The 16,369-nt window shown below is 58.4% G+C and carries 18 protein-coding genes; 11 read left to right on the forward strand and 7 right to left on the reverse strand.

Features of this window, described 5'->3' with window-relative positions:
- Positions 1 to 216: 216 nt before the first annotated feature.
- Complete coding sequence (locus GR183_RS01555; RefSeq protein ID WP_160773822.1) at positions 217 to 933, forward strand: ComF family protein; 717 nt, start codon at positions 217 to 219, stop codon at positions 931 to 933.
- 24 nt (positions 934 to 957) lie between these two features.
- On the opposite strand, the gene GR183_RS01560 is transcribed toward GR183_RS01555, so the two are convergent.
- A complete protein-coding gene (locus GR183_RS01560; protein ID WP_160773823.1) occupies positions 958 to 1,581 on the reverse strand; it encodes a LysE family translocator in 624 nt (207 codons plus the stop codon).
- 470 nt (positions 1,582 to 2,051) lie between these two features.
- Here GR183_RS01560 and GR183_RS01565 point away from each other — a divergent pair, with 470 nt between their 5' ends.
- The 4 genes from GR183_RS01565 to GR183_RS01580 all read left to right on the forward strand — a co-directional run bounded on the left by GR183_RS01565 (position 2,052) and on the right by GR183_RS01580 (position 3,408).
- The gene (locus GR183_RS01565; RefSeq protein WP_160773824.1) at positions 2,052 to 2,237 is read left to right on the forward strand and encodes a hypothetical protein; all 186 of its coding nucleotides are present in this window, start codon (positions 2,052 to 2,054) and stop codon (positions 2,235 to 2,237) included.
- Positions 2,227 to 2,421, forward strand: a complete 195-nt coding sequence (locus GR183_RS01570) for a PLD nuclease N-terminal domain-containing protein (protein ID WP_202395787.1) — start codon at positions 2,227 to 2,229, stop codon at positions 2,419 to 2,421. The genes GR183_RS01565 and GR183_RS01570 overlap by 11 nt, the downstream gene beginning before the upstream one ends.
- Before the next feature lie 27 nt (positions 2,422 to 2,448).
- Positions 2,449 to 2,706 carry a hypothetical protein gene (locus GR183_RS01575; RefSeq protein WP_160773825.1) on the forward strand — a complete coding sequence of 86 codons (258 nt, stop codon included), beginning with the start codon at positions 2,449 to 2,451 and terminating at the stop codon, positions 2,704 to 2,706.
- Between the two features lie 90 nt (positions 2,707 to 2,796).
- Positions 2,797 to 3,408 carry a LysE family translocator gene (locus tag GR183_RS01580; protein ID WP_160773826.1) on the forward strand — a complete coding sequence of 204 codons (612 nt, stop codon included), beginning with the start codon at positions 2,797 to 2,799 and terminating at the stop codon, positions 3,406 to 3,408.
- 20 nt (positions 3,409 to 3,428) lie between these two features.
- On the opposite strand, the gene GR183_RS01585 is transcribed toward GR183_RS01580, so the two are convergent.
- Together GR183_RS01585 and GR183_RS01590 are read right to left on the reverse strand one after the other, a co-directional pair.
- A complete protein-coding gene (locus tag GR183_RS01585; RefSeq protein WP_160773827.1) occupies positions 3,429 to 3,965 on the reverse strand; it encodes a GNAT family N-acetyltransferase in 537 nt (178 codons plus the stop codon).
- 6 nt (positions 3,966 to 3,971) lie between these two features.
- Positions 3,972 to 4,544 carry a helix-turn-helix domain-containing protein gene (locus GR183_RS01590; RefSeq protein WP_160773828.1) on the reverse strand — a complete coding sequence of 191 codons (573 nt, stop codon included), beginning with the start codon at positions 4,542 to 4,544 and terminating at the stop codon, positions 3,972 to 3,974.
- Between the two features lie 299 nt (positions 4,545 to 4,843).
- Here GR183_RS01590 and GR183_RS01595 point away from each other — a divergent pair, with 299 nt between their 5' ends.
- A complete protein-coding gene (locus GR183_RS01595) occupies positions 4,844 to 5,497 on the forward strand; it encodes a transglutaminase-like cysteine peptidase (RefSeq protein ID WP_160773829.1) in 654 nt (217 codons plus the stop codon).
- Positions 5,498 to 5,623: 126 nt separating this feature from the next.
- Here GR183_RS01595 and GR183_RS01600 read toward each other — a convergent pair whose 3' ends face one another.
- Entirely contained in the window at positions 5,624 to 6,364 is a 741-nt protein-coding gene (locus GR183_RS01600) for a hypothetical protein (protein WP_160773830.1), read from the reverse strand.
- A 521-nt stretch (positions 6,365 to 6,885) separates the two neighbouring features.
- Positions 6,886 to 7,620: a hypothetical protein gene (locus tag GR183_RS21640; RefSeq protein ID WP_202395788.1), complete on the reverse strand. Its 735-nt coding sequence runs from the start codon at positions 7,618 to 7,620 to the stop codon at positions 6,886 to 6,888.
- 384 nt (positions 7,621 to 8,004) lie between these two features.
- Between GR183_RS21640 and GR183_RS01610 the strand changes: the two genes are divergently transcribed.
- Complete coding sequence (locus tag GR183_RS01610; RefSeq protein WP_160773831.1) at positions 8,005 to 8,289, forward strand: hypothetical protein; 285 nt, start codon at positions 8,005 to 8,007, stop codon at positions 8,287 to 8,289.
- A 250-nt stretch (positions 8,290 to 8,539) separates the two neighbouring features.
- Here the strand turns inward: GR183_RS01610 and GR183_RS01615 are convergent, their stop codons facing one another.
- Both GR183_RS01615 and GR183_RS01620 read right to left on the reverse strand, forming a co-directional pair.
- Positions 8,540 to 11,089, reverse strand: coding sequence for an AAA family ATPase (locus GR183_RS01615; protein ID WP_160773832.1), 2,550 nt, complete (start codon positions 11,087 to 11,089; stop codon positions 8,540 to 8,542).
- 162 nt (positions 11,090 to 11,251) lie between these two features.
- Entirely contained in the window at positions 11,252 to 11,590 is a 339-nt protein-coding gene (locus GR183_RS01620) for a winged helix-turn-helix transcriptional regulator (protein WP_202395789.1), read from the reverse strand.
- A gap of 94 nt (positions 11,591 to 11,684) precedes the next feature.
- Between GR183_RS01620 and GR183_RS01625 the strand changes: the two genes are divergently transcribed.
- The 4 genes from GR183_RS01625 to GR183_RS01640 all read left to right on the forward strand — a co-directional run bounded on the left by GR183_RS01625 (position 11,685) and on the right by GR183_RS01640 (position 16,234).
- Positions 11,685 to 12,575 (forward strand): DMT family transporter, encoded by an 891-nt coding sequence (locus GR183_RS01625; RefSeq protein WP_160773833.1) that lies wholly within the window; start codon positions 11,685 to 11,687, stop codon positions 12,573 to 12,575.
- 102 nt (positions 12,576 to 12,677) lie between these two features.
- On the forward strand, positions 12,678 to 13,514 hold the full coding sequence (locus tag GR183_RS01630) for a polyphosphate kinase 2 family protein (protein WP_160773834.1): 837 nt from the start codon (positions 12,678 to 12,680) through the stop codon (positions 13,512 to 13,514).
- Between the two features lie 79 nt (positions 13,515 to 13,593).
- Positions 13,594 to 15,444 carry an AMP-dependent synthetase/ligase gene (locus GR183_RS01635; RefSeq protein WP_160773835.1) on the forward strand — a complete coding sequence of 617 codons (1,851 nt, stop codon included), beginning with the start codon at positions 13,594 to 13,596 and terminating at the stop codon, positions 15,442 to 15,444.
- A complete protein-coding gene (locus tag GR183_RS01640) occupies positions 15,395 to 16,234 on the forward strand; it encodes a hypothetical protein (protein WP_160773836.1) in 840 nt (279 codons plus the stop codon). The genes GR183_RS01635 and GR183_RS01640 overlap by 50 nt, the downstream gene beginning before the upstream one ends.
- Positions 16,235 to 16,369: the final 135 nt, after the last annotated feature.

Below are 16,369 nucleotides of genomic sequence, written 5' to 3' on the forward strand. Positions count from 1 at the left end.
GCGCCACCGCGCTTGTGCAGACCCCATGCCATGGCCGAAGGGTATTGGTTTTGGAAGTAAATATCGAGTTGCGCGTTATCGTAGCGTTAAAGCAGTGCGGGAAGACGAATCCGGTGTTGTTTTGGCATCACGCCGGCCTAACAGCTCAATTACGAAAAAATAACGGGCTTTAGAAGAATTTACTTCCACACCAATCCTTTAGGACAAGAAGAATTGATGCCCACCGAGGCAAGCGGACGAGTGCCGGCCGACTTTCTGCGGCCCGCGCTCACGGTACACTATCTTTGCGCCTATTATTCACAGTTCGCGCATTTGAAAGTCGCCCCCAGAACGCCGGAGCTCTGGGCCGCGTTTCATTTTTGCCGCGCCGTTAAACATCGGAAAATAAACGGCTATTGCGAATTTCCGCTGAATTCGGGGACCGTGAGAATTGATGCATCGAACGTCGCGCTGGCGCGAAAGCTTTTCGGGGTAGCCATCCTCAAGGTCTATGAAAAACATCGGTGCGCCGAACCGCTGCTCGTTCCCGTGCCGTCGAGGGACTCGGTAAGAAAGGCAAATTTCCGCACACTGGATATGCTCAAAGGTTCCCTAACGTTAGAAATGCGTGATTTGATAGCCTCCGCCTTGCGCTTTCACAGTGACCTGCCGCCGGTTTCCGGAACCGGCGCGAGGGAAAGGAATGCGATTTTCGACGCACTGAAAATCGCGGCCGAGGTTGGGGGCCGCAATGTGATCCTCGTCGACGACATCGTCACGAGCGGCAATACCTTGCTGGCGGCTTCAGATGCAATCGAGGCCGCGGGTGGCAAGGTCGTTTGCGCGGTCGCATGCGGGCGAACGGTCAAGAACCGGATCAGGGCGTTCAAGCTGCGTTCGTTCGAACTCGTGCGGAAAAGACAGCCGGAAGAGCCTAGCCCGGTTCAGGCATGAAACCGGCTGAGAATCCAGACGCGATCAACGCGAGGAAAGCGCAAGCGAGCCACCGAACGCGATCATGATCGACCCGATGATGCGGCGCACCACCCTGATCACGCGTGGGTTGTGAAGGTAACGGCGCAGCCAGCCGCTGGCGAAAGAAATGAGAATGTGTTTGGCGAAGACGATGCCGCCGTAAGTGAGTGAAAGGATGATCACCTGCGGTAGATACGCCGACTTCGAAGAGAGAAAGGGCGGAAAAAGTGCCGAGATGAGGAATAGGGCCTTCGGGTTTGTCACGGCGACAAGAAAGGCTTCCGATACGAGGCGCAGTCGCGATGGCGAGGCATCCAGGCTCGATACGCTGCCTGCAAGCGGTGACTTGCCGAGCCAAAGCCGCATTCCGAGGTAGCAAAGATAGGCTCCGCCCAGCAGCTTCAACAGGAGAAAAGCTGCGGCGGACGCGGCGATCACCGCTGCCAGGCCGAACGAGACGACCATGCCGACGACGATCATGCCGGCCGAATTGCCCAAGGCCGAAAAAAACGCCGCGCCATGACCGAAACGCAGGGTATTGCTGAGCGCCAGCATCGCCGAAGGACCGGGGCTCATCACCGGCACGATGGTGACGACGATGAAGAGAAGCCAGGTTTCGATCGACATGGCGGATCCGTTCGCTCCGTTTTCCGCTTGGACGTGGTAGGCGGTGCGGAAGGGAGCCCGCCCTGCCGGCGAAGTCAATATCCGCAGCGTAAGGTAGCTTGAAGGCAGATTTCGCCGCGCAGGTAGCGGCAAATGCCGGAAGGCTTTTGGACGTACTTCCCGGCGGCTCGCATTTTCTACTCGATCAATCCTCCGGTGATGGAACCGATGCGCTGGTCTGACCGTTAAACAGATGTGCGCGGCGGGACGACAGGCATAAATGGCGGTTTTGCCGCCTAGAGCATATCCCGCGAAATCCGGATCGGATTTCTCGACAAGGATATGCTCAACGCATTGATTCTGGAGCGATTTCTCATCACGAAAGCGACCCTGCTTTCGTGGAAGGCGCTCTGGCGCGGATGACGCCGATGATAATTCGGTGTCCGCCGAAGTCCCGTCGCATGAAAGTCAAACTGATATTGGAGGATTTCATGTCGGTCAGTTTTATCGGCGACATCAAGCTTTCCAGCTACGCCAAAAAGAAGATGGAGCAGGAAAAGGCTTCGATACTTGGACGCGTGGGCCATTCAGGCGCGGGCGATCAGGCCGATCCGGAAAGCACGCTTGCACCCAACTACATCGGTGAAACCAGGGAAAGGGCGCGTGATGGGCATTGAAGTTGGCGGGTTGCTCGGTCTGCTCGTGCTTGCAGCCGATATCTACGCTATAATCAAGACCATTGGTTCGGGCGCGAGCACGGGCGCAAAGGTGATCTGGACGCTGGTGATCCTGATCCTGCCCGTACTGGGCGTCATCTTCTGGTTCCTGTTCGGCCCCTCCGAACGAGCCATCGCGGGCTGAGCCAACACAAAAAAGGAGGCTTCGACGATGATCGACAGGCTCCCCCAGGTTTCCGGCCAAACGCCGGTTCCTAACGAATACGCGATACCCTACGGCCACCCTGACGAAGTCTTGCGCGATCCGACGCTTTCGGAAGCGCAGAAGCGTGGTGTCCTTAACCGATGGGCCGATGACGTACGCATCGCGGCAAGGGGTGAGGAGCATACCGTCTCCTGGGATCCGAAAGCCCTGATGCGGGAGATCGACAGGGCGATTGCAAAACTTGCGCCACCGTCCGACGTGTGACCGGCAGCTCGCGGTTGACCGTGCATCTGGTCTGCCGGATAGTTCTGCGCGCCGGACCATCCCGGCCGGCACCACTATCCGGACAGGTTTATGGACATCGCCGCACTGCTGATTTTCGCCGGGGCCCTGATCGTGGCCGCGGGGTCGCCGGGGCCGAGCATCGCCGCGCTTGTCGCCCGCGTATTGGCGCGCGGCGCGCGTGACGTCCTGCCGTTTCTCGCCGCCATGTGGATCGGCGAGGCGATATGGCTGTCTCTTGCTGTCTGGGGGCTTTCGGCGCTTGCCCAGTCGTTCCAGCCGGTCTTTGCCGCGATCAAATGGTCCGGCGTTGCCTATCTGCTTTATCTCGCCTGGAAAATGTGGAGCGCGCCGGCCAATATCGAGGCGTCCGGCACACCGCCCAAGCGCGGCGGGCTGCGCATGTTCGCCGCCGGCCTTGCGGTCACGCTCGGCAACCCGAAGATCATGGTGTTCTACGTGGCGCTTCTGCCGACGATCATCGACGTCGCGTCGCTGACCATCGCCGGCTGGGTGGAACTGACCGCGACGATGGTCGTGGTGCTGATCGCGATCGATCTTGCCTGGGTCTTTCTTGCCGCGCGCTTGCGCGTTCTCCTGAAAAGCCCGGCGGCGATGCGCATCGCCAACCGCTGCAGCGCCGGAATGATGGCGGGCGCCGCCACCGCGATCGCCTCGCGGTAAGCGGTTAGAGCCGGAGCCGATCAAAGGTGCTTGTACATGACCGTCGTGGGATCGTAGCGATCCTCGACCGTATCCCGGCAGAAACCGGGAATGATGCCGGCGGTTTCATACCCAAGCGAAGCGTAAAGCGGCTCCGCCGCATCGCCCGTGCGCGTGTCGAGCGTAATGAGCGTGCGTCCAAGGCGGCGCGCATGAGCCTCCAATGCGCCCATCAGGCCGCGCGCAAGGCCATGCCCCCTGAAATCGGGATGCACCATCAGCTTTGCGACTTCGGCGCGATGGGGTTGATTGGGCGGCGTTCCATGGTCGAGCTGAACCGTACCCACGATGCGACCGTCCACTTCGGCGATGAACAGGACGCGTGTGCCGGCGCGAACATCAGGCAGGATCCTTGTTCGCCAGAAACCCTCGCTGTCGGCCATTGAAAACGGCAGGACGAAATTGATGCTGGCACCGGCGTGAACGCAATCGCGCATGAGAGCGGCGAGTTCGCCCAAACGGGGCTCGACGCCTCCCGCCGGCAGGATGGAGATTTCGGCGGCTGATCTTTCCGGCATGGTGCCTCACACGATGAAGAGGTGATACTTCGCGCCCTGATCCTCGGGCGTTGAAAAGGTACTAGGCCCCGACAGGCAGTAGCGCAGACAGTCGCCCGGGGTCAGTTCGTGGCCGACACCCTCGACGGTGACGTCCAGCCGGCCCTCGATCAGCAGGAGATGATGCTCCAGGCCGGGACGCGGCGGCGCGTCATACTCGATCACCACGCCAGCAGGCAGCGTGCACGCCAGAAGTTCGCCGGCTAGCGAGGCGGCGGGCGGGGAAACGCTTAACCTCGCAAAACCCGTTTCCGGGTCGGACCAGAAGGGCTGGGCATCGCGGCGCACCAGCGCTTCGAAGCCGTCTTCCACCATGCGGATCAGCCGGGACATCGGCAGCTGGTAGGCCGCGCAAAGCCTGCCCAGCACGTTGGCGGTCGCGCTGACTTCGGCGTTTTCAAGCCGCGAAAGAGTTGCGCGGCTGACCTTGGCGCGTTTTGCAAGCTCATCGAGAGACCAGCCCCGCTCGCCGCGCAGCACCTTGAGGCGTTCCGCTATACGCTGGTCGATCGTTGAATTTTCGTGTTGTTGTTGTCCCATATACGGGAAAATATCCCGAATATGAAATTGAATCAATCGAACTTGTCTAAAATGGGGCGCCGATCGCCCGATTGACTGATTATCGAGACGTTTCTGGCCAAAAACAAAGGAAATTTCCCGCGTCCAGAAGTTGCATCAAAACAAAAGAAGTATGATATCGCGTAATTTTGTGGCTGATGCGCAACGCCCGAAAAGGAATTGTCCCCTCGAGGCCCCATAAACCTCGATTTTACTTTTGTGCCCGAATCTCGGCCTGAGGCGAGTCTACCTCGCTCCTGTCGAACTCGGGGAGAAAATCAATGTACTTTCCTGCAAGGTTCGGCCGCCTCGCAGCGGCTGCTGCGGCGTTTTATGTGTTTTGCGTTCTGACGCCCCAGGAAATCAACCCTTTCGTGTCGCCGGCACAGGCAGTGCAGGCGCTCAAGATTCAGAAATCGGCCAAGGCGCCGAAAGGCTTCGCGGCAGTATGCGGACGCTACCGCTGGGCCTGCTCCAGCAGGGGCGGGAAGGTCAGCGATTCCAGAAAGCTTCAGCTTGCGCGCAAGATCAATTCGAGCGTCAATCGCAGCGTGCGCTCCGCGACGGATGCGGCACTCTACGGACGCGAGGAATTCTGGACCTTGCCGCGCAAGGGCCGGGGCGATTGCGAGGATTACTCGCTTCTCAAGATGAAGCAGCTGATCGAAGCGGGTGTCCCGGCTCGTGACCTGATGCTCGCCACGGTCCTGACCGGCAGTGCGCAGCATCATGTCGTGCTGGTCCTGCGCACGGGTGAGGGCGACTATTTCCTCGATAATCTCAGGGGATCGCTCAGGACCTGGGAGCGCTCGGGCTATACCGTGGTGAAGATGCAGAACCCGCGGCGCAAATCGTCCTGGGGGCTGGTTCTCAAAGGGCCGCTGGCGGCGAGCGCCGACACGAAAACCGGCTCGAGCGTGGCTGCCTTGCGCTGATTGCGCATAAGCCGCAAGGCCGATTTTCCGGATAAAGCCAAACGGGAGGCATCCTGATCGGACGCCTCCCGAACGTTTTCCTAAATCCGGCCCCGGGCATATGTGCCCGAGGGCGCGAAAGGGATGCTATTTCTTGCCGGCCACACCGCCTCGACCATGGCCGCCGCCCTTTCCGGTGTTGCCGTCGTCGGCCGAGTGACCGCCCTTGCCGGGGTCCTCGCCAGCGTTGCCTACGGGCGAGTCGTTGCCGGGATTGCCAGCAGCGCCGGAACCACCGTTGCCGCCGCCGCCGGAGCCACCGTTGCCGCCGCCGCCGCCGGAACCACCGTTGCCGCCGCCGCCGCCGGAACCACCGTTGCCGCCGCCGCCGGAACCACCGTTGCCGCCGCCGCCGGAACCACCGTTGCCGCTGCCGCCGGAACCACCGTTGCCGCCGCCGCCGGAGCCGCCATTGCCGCCGCCGCCGGAGCCGCTGTCGCCAGAGCCTCCGCCAGTGTTGTTGGAGACAACGCGTCCGTTTATATTTCGCGATTCATTTTCGTCTGCCAACGGCAGGTTACTGATCGCAGCGGTCGCGAAATCGGTGCAGATTTCTGCGTTTTCCGCAGTCAGCCGGAAGAAGCCGAAGTTATTGAAGCATTCCATCGGCACGCCATAGCGATTGGCGCTCATCCGCTGAAAGATTGTCTGCGCATCGGCGCTTGGCAAACCTGCGAGCGAGGCCAATACGAAGGTCAGGCTGGCAGCCGATGCCAGCAGCACTGTCTTGCGCACTGCTTTCCTGGCTGTAAACTTCCGACCGCCGGTTTCTTTAGTTCTCAGGGCTTTTCGTGAACCCTCGAGGGAATTCGAACCTACGCGATACATTGAACTACGCCTTCCCAATTACTCGTTACCATCATGCCTCTTGGGAACGTTCCTGAGAGGTTATGGGTTATTTACAAATTATCAACCAATGTATTCGTTGTAAATTCTCATAAATATTTAAATATATTTAAGGTAAACTTCAAAGGCGGCGGTACTTTCGGCGGCGAAACTGAAGTCCGCTTGGTGATTGCGTCCTCTATGCCAAAAGGACGTGCCAAAGCGTGCGATTCAAAGATCTATTCGATTTCAGGTTTCATTAACCAAGAACTAAACTTTTGATCGCGCCGGGTGCGCTCGGGCTAACCCGTGGTGAAGATGCGGAATCCGCGGTGCAGATCGTCCTGGAGTGATTGTTGAGCGTGGCGCGATCAAATGGGACGCCTCAAGCGTGGCTGCCTTGGGCTGATTGCACATATGCCAAATGGCCGATTTTCCGGGCAGACGAACGGAAGGCGCCCGAACCGGACGCCTTCCGCAAATTTTCAGCTGATATTTCGGCATCTGTTTGAGGGTAGGCGGCTCTAGTTTCCGCCAGTCCCGCCGGCGCCTCCGCCGGCACCGCCGCCCGCGCCTGAGCCCGTGCCGCCCGCTCCGCCGGAACTGCCGCCGCTGCCGCCGTTGCCGCCAGCGCCGCCGCCCGAAGTGCCGCCGCTGCCGGACCCGCCGGTGCTGCCGCCGCCCGAACCGCCGGTCGATCCGCCACCCGAACCGGTGCCGGTTCCTCCGCCCGTCCCGGCACCGCCGCCGCCATCACCGCCGCCCGTGCCGCTGCCGCTGCCGCCGGAGCCGCTGCCCCCGGAGCCGCTTCCGCTGCCGCCGCCGGAGCCTGAGCCCGATCCGCCGCCGGAACCGGAGCCGGAACCACCGCCGCCGGTACCCCCGCCACCGCCGCCGGTGCTTCCGCCGCCGCCGCCGTTGTCGCCGCCCCCGGAGCCCCCGTTGTTGCCGCCTGAACCCCCGCTGGAGCCCCCGCCAGTGTTGTTGGAAACGACGCGTCCGTTTACATCCCGCGATTCATTTTCTTCCGCCAGCGGCAGGGGGGTGGTGGCCGCTGTTGCGAAATCGGTGCAGATTTCCGCGTTTTCCGCCGTAAGTTTGAAGAAGCCGAAGCTGTTGAAGCACTCAGCCGGCACACCATAACGCTTGGCACTCATGCGCTGGAACATGTTCTGAGCTTCCGCGCTCGGCAGGCCGGCAAAGGCCGTCAGCGCAAATGTGAAGCCGGCCGCAGTAGCAAGCAGTAGTGTTTTGCGCAAGGTTGTCTTGGCTGAGGGCTTCGGGCCGTCAACCTTTTGATTTTCCAGGATATTTCGAGGAGATTCAAGGGTATTCGATCTTACGCGATACATTGGACGACCCCTTCCCACATACTCATTACTAACGCTCCCCTTGCGATATGTGACGAAGGGGTGGTGGTGAATTAATAATCTATCAACCAATCTATTCTCTGTAAATTCGTATAAAGCTTTAAATTTATTTAAGGTGAATGCGAATCTTCGTGCTGGCTGCAGTGTTGAAATATCGCGCCGGTCGGTTTGAGTTAAACCGCAGTGGCAACCGACCTGGCAAAGACGCCTGATGCAAAGGCATTTTCGTGTTCGCGGAGCCGGCCTTGATCGTCGCACATCGACATTCATGACGTGAGGGTCACCGCCGCCGAATTGAAGCGTATCGCCACCGTACCGCCCGGGGCGGAAATTGAGGGCCTGTTCGTTCATGGCGGCGACCTGCTGAACGATTTCGCAAGGGCAAGCTTCGGCGTTATTTCCAGTGCCGATTTCAATGCGGCGGAGATCGCGCCGCCGAAGAACGTTCATTCCGAAATCGACGAGACCGCGCGCCGATGCCGGTGCGTCAGTATCGACATTTGCACGACATTCGCCTTGACTGGTAAGCCGCAACTATCGCTCAGCCCCGGTCTTTAAACTTGTTGACGGAAGGCGCAGAAAATAAGAAAATAAAAAGTAGAGGCGAAGTAAACGCTTCTTACAATCTAGCATAGCACTGATCTGGTGACGAAAGTTGCCGGTGGAAATCAATCGGATATAGAGCGGGCAGACAAAATCCAAACGTCTTCGCCCATCTGATTGAACGGGCGGCGGGCCGTTTCCCGGGACGGCACCGCCGCCTATTATTTTGGGCTTTGGTTTGGCGAAGGGGGCGGTCCGGCGGCCGCTACGCGAGTTTTCCGAACGCTCTGGCGTGGAATTCCTCTGAAACATGCATCTTCAATTGCTGAGCCGTGGGCAGGCATTCCGCCGAGAATCTCTGCGTGGCATCCAGCGTGCTCATTCGGATGACGGCCTCCATCGAGCGAACCCCGTGGACGTAGCCTTGCTCATGGATGAATGCGGATGCGACGTTGTGGTCGATCTTGGCTTCTCCGTCTGTTTTCTGGCCAGCGAAAATATGCTTCGCCCTGATGTAGAGAAGGTCGCGCAGTACAATAGCGCGCTTCATGGCAAACCTGCGTGCGGCGGAGTTGGAGAACATCTGCGAAGATTCATAGGGTTTCTTGGGTGTGATCCCCTGCACGTCGATATGCGCCTGCAGTCTGCTCAAAAAGTCCGTTCCCTTCGTCGCGGGATCCTGTTCTGCCAGTTTCTTGAATTCGTCGAAGGAGTGTGTCGTCCCGCCGGCAAATACGAATATGGATTTTCCGATTGGGTGCGTCGTGTGACCCGAGGTGAACACACCGTCCTGGAGTGGGGCGAGAAAGCGTTTGAGCCAGAAAAGCTTTTCATCTCCGACCGTGCAGTCAAACTCGTCAAAAAAAAGGACTGGCACTTTGCCTTTCAGTCTCAAATCCCGCGCTTTCTGGAAGAACGGCGCAATGTCGTCCGGATTGTTCAACCCAGCAAGATTGCAATCGATGAAGCTGTTGTCGGTAAGCTCTTTGGCCCGACTTTGGAACGTTTCGAAAACGCTTTTGACCGTGAATCCCTTTCCGGCGCCGGGGGGACCGAAAACTGCCAATCCTATCGGAGTTTTCCCGCGACGGTCATCGGCAATATAGGAATTCGTAAGCCGCCGAATTGTTCTCAGGCTTTCGATTTCTCGACGCGAGATTGTCTTGATCTTCCCAATGTTGCAGATGGGCAAATTTATTTGTGTTTCTCCCCCGATCGACTCTCCGGATTTCCGTATCGCGACGGTTTTACCGTTCTCAACATACTGAATGAAAGGTTTGGCGGTTTGCGGGAAATCGCGCTCCAGTATGTCGAACAGCTCTTTTTCCGGATTCTCAAGCCACTCCTGATCCAGTGACAGGCATGTTAGTTCGTAGTTTTTCTGGTCTTTATTTAATCGCGCCTTGTCTTTGTCATTCATGGCACGGAGGTAGGGATTGTCGAATATGTCGGGTCTATGAGAGTTGGGCATTGAAGCTTCGGGCTTCCTGTCGCTCTCTTTGGCCTTGGCATTCGAGTTATCCTTGGCGGGAAGCGCAAAAACAGACTCGTGAAATGTCAGGTTCGTAATCTGTTCCTTGATATCCTTTCGCGTACCTATCTTTTCAAACATGTTTTCTTCGTTTACCGGGCTAAATCCGCATTGAAGAACACGTTGCTTTGCTATCAGCGAATATGTGAGCAATATTTCTATTTCGCCGTTCTCAAAGGATAGACGTCCCTTGTCTTGCAATATGTGATAAATGTTAGCCGCCAAAGCGCTGGTAAAAATCGATTGCGCGCCAGGCATGAAACCATCAAATCGTGTGCGGAATTCTCCTTCGCTACGGTTGATCGAGAAAAGCAGGACGGAGCGCTCGACGACTATCTGATCATTTTTCCTGTTTATCTCGAAATAGGCTGTGGCGTCATAGTCGAAAGTCACGATTAGATGCTTCGGAAGGTATCGGATACGATTGCTTTCAATATGTCTGATAATGTCTTTTGCCGATTGGCCCCAGGAGAGAGAACGAGTGATTGCAAGGTCTCTCCTGCGTAAATCCTGAGCGTCCATGATGAGTATCGTACGGCTCGAACAACATTCTAGAAGGTCCTCATAAAATGGAAACTCGTCGGGAGAACTGTTATTGGTTTCAGGAAATATTGTTTCGGGTTCATGCGTCTTGACTATCACCCATGGTGCGATTCTTTCCTCAGATGCGGCTAGCTCTTCCTTTAGAGGTTCAATTCCGTTCCGCCTCAATTCCGTTCCGCAATCATTGAAAATTAGAAGCTTAGGATCCTTGTCCTTTTCGAATACCACTCTCGGAGAGTTTGGATTGACCTCACCGTTGCCTTCCGCCGGTGGCTCAAAAAGATGGCGTAAGAGATTATTTTTCTTATGCCGGCTATTCGGCAAGGTGAACCCGGAGTTTCCGCTTTCGGTAATCCGATAGGATCCGTCTTTTCCTTTGTTCAGGCGATAGTGGAGGTTCAGGAAATCACGAAAATCATTGGGATCAGCAGCCAGTTTTTCGCGCTCCGCCTTCAGTCCCTTGAAATTCGTTTTCCATGGTTCCTCGCTTGCGAGAACTTGGTCGGTTTTGAAGCCTGATTTCCAGACTGTTAGCGCCATCGATATTCCGCGCTCGAGCAGATAAGCTCCGCCGAAATGGCGCGCGACAAACCGATTTGGGAAGCGATTTTCGAGCGCCGGATAGGGAAACGCCTCCTCGTCCGAACTACGTAAATACTCCCAATATTTTCCGGAATATTTGTCCGTAAATTCATATTCGTAGTTGTCTATAGCGATGTCGCCGTAAATGCGAATGGTCATGACAATAGGCCTTTCTAATATCAATAAAAAATATGTTATTAGAGGCATATAATATCATCAAGAAATATTTGAATCAGTTTGATTGTGTGGGGCTTTTGCTTGCTTTGATGTTCGCTACGGCTGCGGCGCATTTGGCCTGGCAAGGCCGTTCCAAACGAAGGTTCATTTCTGCCCGATAACTTCCGCCCATTTCTGCGACCAGGCGCCGAGGGGAACAAGCATCGAGTAAAGCTCCTCTCCCATCGCGGTTGCCCGGTATCCATTTTCCGAGCGTTCCACGAGGCCCGCCTCGCGGAGTTCCTTCAGCCGCTTGTTGAGAACGGTGGGCGATACCGAACCGCAGAGTTCCTGCAGGCCCCTGAAGGTGCTGGGCCCGTGTTTGTTGAGGGTCCAGAGAATGCCCATCGCCCACGTGCGCCCCAGAAGGTCGAAGACGGCCATGATCGGCTCGCCGGATTTCGAGCCGCGCACCGGTTGGCCGGGAAGGGGGATCGCGATCATGTTACTCCTCTTGCTACATTATACGTAGCAATGCCTGGTTCATTCGTGTATCCGTTTGCTACGCAATTGATAGCATCGACGGGACGATCCGCAAATGGCGATCCTCGCACTTTCCGCAGCACTTGGCGCTTCCTTCACGTGGGCGGCGGCGGGCCTCATTTCTCATGTGCCGGCCATGCGGCTTGGCTCGTTCGAGTTCACGCGGGTTCAGCTCATCAGCTCCTCGGCGATCCTCGCCGCGCTCGTCACCGCGGCGGGAGGCTGGGTGACGGTCGATTGGGGACACTGGTCGGGTTTTGCCGGAAGCATCCTGTTTGGCGTGCTCATCAGCAATCTGGCAATGGCGGCTTGCCTGCGGCGTGGCGGACCGAGGCGCACCCAGCTTCTGATGTCGATGAACGCACCGATTTCAGCAATCTTCGGCTATTGGCTGCTTGGAGAAACACTGACTCCCTCCGCCTTGCTTGGAGCCGGGTTCGCGCTTGCCGGACTTTGCCTGGCGATCCTTTTCGGGCGGTCGGACTCAAAGGAACTGGAGCCAGTGGAGGGTACGCTTGCCGGCGTGGTCATTTTCGGGCTCGTCGCGGCGGCATCCCATGCGGCGGGCCTGATTGCGCTCAAGCCCGTTCTGCTATCGGGAACCGATCCGCTTGCCGTCTCGGCCCTTCGCACCGGCGGGGGAGCCTTCGCGATTTCGCTGGTCGCGCTCTGGCCGGCAAAATCGTTCGAGCCCCTTATGAAGCCCGATGCAAGGCTTGTCGCCTGGACCATCCTGCCCGGCGTCATGGGCTATGTGGTCGCCGTCAGCCTGCTTCTCTATGCGCTGGCGAACTTCAATACCGGGATCGCGGCTGTGCTTGGTTCTCTTTCGCCCGTGCTGATCCTGCCGATGATCTGGCTGACCAAAGGTGCGATGCCACGTCCGCAGGCCTGGGCGGGCGCTTTGCTCGTGGTTTGCGGGATCGCGCTGATCATTTTCGGATAACGGCAAGAAACCTTCCGCACCGCAGTAGAACTACGAGGTGCTGAAATGCTGCTGTGCGCGGTAGTCTTTTGCCATGTTCATGGAAGAGCGGAACGCGGGCAGATGACAAAACATGTTTCCGAGAGGGTGCCAAAGCTGAAAAACGCGGATATGAACCTGCGTCTCGACAAGGAAACTTACGAGAAAAAGCTCGCGGAGCTTCAACGCAAGCTTGCGCAAATCCAGCAGGCCTATCTTTTTTCCGGCCAGTCGGGCGTGATTGTGCTGGAAGGGTGGGACGCTGCCGGAAAGGGCGGCACGATACGCCGGATTTCGGCGGCGCTGGACCCGCGCAGCTTCAAGGTCTGGCCGATCGGCGCGCCGCGCCGCTATTATCTTGCCCGCCACCATCTGCTGCGTTTCATGGAACGCCTTCCGCCATCCGGCGCGATTACCGCCTTCGACCGGTCATGGTACGGGCGCGTACTTGTGGAACGCGTCGAGGAACTGACGCCCAGGCAGCGCTGGCAGGCGGCCTATCGGGAAATCAACGATTTCGAGCGAATGCTCGTCGATGACGGAACGCGCGTGGTCAAGCTCTTCTTCCATATCACGCCGGAGGAGCAGCTTGCACGCCTGGAAGAGCGCGTGAAGAACCCGCTCAAGCGGTGGAAGCTTTCCTACGAGGACTTCAGGAACCGCAGCCACTGGGACGAATATTCCGAGGCGATAGACGAAATGTTCGACAAGACGTCGACGGCCGTTGCGCCGTGGCATCTCATCCCGGCGAACAACAAGAAGTACGCCCGGATCGCGGCGATGAAGGAAATCGTCGGATGTTTCGGCAAAGGCGTCGACCTCGATCCGCCGACGCTCGACGAAAGCGTGCTGGCGGAAGCGCGAAAGCACTTCAATCTCAAGCCGGATCTTCTGGAGAGCCTCGCCGGCAGGACGGAGTAAATCCCGCCCAAGGCCTGGCGAGCGGCCTGCGGTTGCGTTCGATCAAGGACGAACCTTTTCTGCCATACATACTTGGGAAATGGTTGAGCAATCCGCGGGCAAGGTCGACATCATCGGATGCGAAGAGGCCGGCACGCTTCCGGGCCTCTTTTATATGCGCGCCGGTCGATGCCCGCACGACTGCGCTTATCGCGAGTTTCGTGGCGGGCGATGGACGGATTTCGACTGGTCCGAAATGACGGATCGGGTCGGCCATTTCCGTTCATGCCTTGAAACTCTCGGGCTCAAGCGTGGAGACCGTGCCGCCGTCCTGCTGGCGAATGGTACCGACTGGGTGGTCTTCGACATCGCCGCCATGGCGAGCGCTCTGATAACGGTGCCGCTTTATGCCCACGACAGCCCGCAGTCGGTCGCTTTTATCCTGAAGGATTCCGGTGCGCGGCTTCTTTTCACGGACGACGAAGCGCGCTGGGCCGCCATCCGGCCATACCTTGAGGATTGCGGAACGCTTGAATATGTCTGGCTTCGCGACGGGTCGTCCGCGACGCAAGAAGAGATGCCTTCCAAACCGAAGGTCATCGCATTCGCCGAGTTGGGCGATGATGTCCCTGCGGGCGATGCCACGCCGCTTTGCGAAAGCGGCGATATCGCAACCCTTGTATATACCTCTGGCACAACAGGGCCTCCCAAGGGCGTGATGCTGACGCACGAGGCGCTTTTGTGGAACGCCGAGGCGGTCACGAAATTTATCCCGCCGCTCAGGAGCGACGTCTTTCTTTCGCTCCTGCCGCTCGCCCATACGTTCGAGCGGACGATGGGGTATTACCTGGCGATGATGGGCGGAGCTTCGGTGACATATGCTCGGTCGATCGAAACGTTGCGGGAAGATCTGCGCCACATTCGCCCGACGATCCTGATCGCGGTGCCGAGGCTCTATGAGCGAATTCATGACGGGATCCTTAGCAAGGCGCCGGGCGGCCTGAAACGAGCGCTCATGGGTCGCGCGGCGGAACTCGGCTGGCGACTGTTCGAGGCGCGCCACGGAAGGGGCGCGCGTCCGGGCATGCTCGAAAGGCTCGTGTTGTGGCCCTTGCTGCGCCGTCTGGTGGCCGCGCCTGTGCTTGAAGCCTTCGGTGGGCGCTTGCGGGTCGCCGTCAGCGGCGGTGCGCCCTTGACCGTCGACGTCAGTCATTTCCTCATCGGGTTGGGGTTGCCTCTCGTGGAAGGGTACGGCCTCACGGAAGCCTCGCCCGTGGTAACCGCTACGACGCTTGAAGACAGCCTGCCCGGCTCGGTCGGCAGGCCGCTGACCGGCCTGGAGGTGAAGATAGGGAAGGGGGGCGAACTTCTCGTCCGCTCGCCTTCGCTCATGAAGGGGTACTGGAAGGCACCCGATGCGACGCGTGAGGCGATCACGGAGGATGGCTGGCTCAGAACAGGCGATATTGCCGAAATCCGCGACGGCCGCGTCTTCATCGTCGGGCGGCTGAAGGATCTCATCGTGCTTTCGACCGGAAAGAACGTGGCACCCGGGGAAATCGAAGCGGCGATCCGTGCAGACCGGCTGTTCGAGCAGGTCTGTGTCATCGGCGATAGCCGACCCTGCCTTGCCGCTGTCGTGACCTTGGATGCCGGCGAATGGGCGGCGTTTTGCGAAGCCAACGGGCTGAGCCCTAAAGATCCGCACAGCCTGGCGGCGCGATGTGCCGTTCTGAAAAGAATAGACGGCCTTACCGCTCACCTGCCAGCCTACGCTAAAGTGCGGGCCATATACCTCTCGCTTTCTCCATGGACGATAGAGGATGGCATCCTGACGCCAACGCTGAAAGTCAAACGGCACGCGATCGAAAAGCGCTATGAGCAAGAAATCCGGAGCCTTTATGAGGAACTCGAAACAGCCGGCAAAAGAACCGCCGCTGAAGGTCGTTGAGGCGGAAGCGGTCGATCCGCGTACGCTTTCGCCGCCCGAGCGGCGAGAGCTGTTCGACCGGTTGTTCACGGTGCACGAAGCGATATTTGCCGGTGTCGACCGGAAGGATTTCGCCAAGGCCCTGATGCGCGACGATGCCAGAAGAAGCCGTATCCAGCTTTATCGGGACGAGTTCGGGCATATTGTCGGCTATTGCGCCGTGCATGTGCTTGAACGCCGCTACAACAGGCGGGTGATTGCGGTTTTGCGCGCCGAGGCGGGGCTCCTTCCTGCCTATCGCGGATCGGGAATGACGCTGTGGTTCGGTGCCAAGGAAGCCTTTCGCTACAAGGCGTGTCACCCCTTTCGAACGGTCGTTCTCTTCACAATCGCTGTTCATCCATCGAGCTTTCACATGATGAGCAAGTATTTCTGGCGCTGTTACCCCTATCCTGGACGAAAGATACCGTTGCGCTGGCGCAAGCTTCTCATCTTCCTGGCCCGCACCAGTGAAGACGAACCCGTCGATCCGAGCGAGCCGTTGATCCTCTACGACCGGTGGATCACCCGCGAGAGCGCTCAAGATGCAGTTGCCTGGCGCGAGAGCACGCATGAGGATGTGAGATACTTTCTGGCGATCAACCCGCGTTACCACGAGGGGGAGGGCGTTGCTTTCATGGCACCGCTTTCCATTCCGAACCTCGCCGTCTCGCTTGTGCTCTACCTCTGGCACTTCCTGCCGCTGGCGATCAGGCGCATGACCGGCCGCCACACCCGCGCAGGCCCTCCGAAGGGAGCTGCAAAAGCGTAAGCACGATCGCCGCGTCGAAAATCCGCAAAAGACCCTGCGAGCGGAACGGGCAAATCGATACAAAGGTCTTTGTTTATGTTAATTTTCCGCTGCGGAAGGAAAATACGCGAATACGAACCATAACGCCTTCCGCAG

Source organism: Stappia sediminis (assembly GCF_009826895.1).
GTDB classification, from domain to species: domain Bacteria; phylum Pseudomonadota; class Alphaproteobacteria; order Rhizobiales; family Stappiaceae; genus Hongsoonwoonella; species Hongsoonwoonella sediminis.

Excerpts from the sequence above, each read along its gene's own strand:
- GR183_RS01555 (WP_160773822.1), top strand. The coding sequence starts at position 217 with ATGCCCACCGAGGCAAGCGGACGAGTGCCGGCCGACTTTCTGCGGCCC.
- GR183_RS01560 (WP_160773823.1), bottom strand. The coding sequence starts at position 1,581 with ATGTCGATCGAAACCTGGCTTCTCTTCATCGTCGTCACCATCGTGCCG.
- GR183_RS01565 (WP_160773824.1), top strand. The coding sequence starts at position 2,052 with ATGTCGGTCAGTTTTATCGGCGACATCAAGCTTTCCAGCTACGCCAAA.
- GR183_RS01570 (WP_202395787.1), top strand. The coding sequence starts at position 2,227 with ATGGGCATTGAAGTTGGCGGGTTGCTCGGTCTGCTCGTGCTTGCAGCC.
- GR183_RS01575 (WP_160773825.1), top strand. The coding sequence starts at position 2,449 with ATGATCGACAGGCTCCCCCAGGTTTCCGGCCAAACGCCGGTTCCTAAC.
- GR183_RS01580 (WP_160773826.1), top strand. The coding sequence starts at position 2,797 with ATGGACATCGCCGCACTGCTGATTTTCGCCGGGGCCCTGATCGTGGCC.
- GR183_RS01585 (WP_160773827.1), bottom strand. The coding sequence starts at position 3,965 with ATGCCGGAAAGATCAGCCGCCGAAATCTCCATCCTGCCGGCGGGAGGC.
- GR183_RS01590 (WP_160773828.1), bottom strand. The coding sequence starts at position 4,544 with ATGGGACAACAACAACACGAAAATTCAACGATCGACCAGCGTATAGCG.
- GR183_RS01595 (WP_160773829.1), top strand. The coding sequence starts at position 4,844 with ATGTACTTTCCTGCAAGGTTCGGCCGCCTCGCAGCGGCTGCTGCGGCG.
- GR183_RS01600 (WP_160773830.1), bottom strand. The coding sequence starts at position 6,364 with ATGTATCGCGTAGGTTCGAATTCCCTCGAGGGTTCACGAAAAGCCCTG.
- GR183_RS01615 (WP_160773832.1), bottom strand. The coding sequence starts at position 11,089 with ATGACCATTCGCATTTACGGCGACATCGCTATAGACAACTACGAATAT.
- GR183_RS01620 (WP_202395789.1), bottom strand. The coding sequence starts at position 11,590 with ATGATCGCGATCCCCCTTCCCGGCCAACCGGTGCGCGGCTCGAAATCC.
- GR183_RS01625 (WP_160773833.1), top strand. The coding sequence starts at position 11,685 with ATGGCGATCCTCGCACTTTCCGCAGCACTTGGCGCTTCCTTCACGTGG.
- GR183_RS01630 (WP_160773834.1), top strand. The coding sequence starts at position 12,678 with ATGACAAAACATGTTTCCGAGAGGGTGCCAAAGCTGAAAAACGCGGAT.
- GR183_RS01635 (WP_160773835.1), top strand. The coding sequence starts at position 13,594 with ATGGTTGAGCAATCCGCGGGCAAGGTCGACATCATCGGATGCGAAGAG.
- GR183_RS01640 (WP_160773836.1), top strand. The coding sequence starts at position 15,395 with ATGAGGAACTCGAAACAGCCGGCAAAAGAACCGCCGCTGAAGGTCGTT.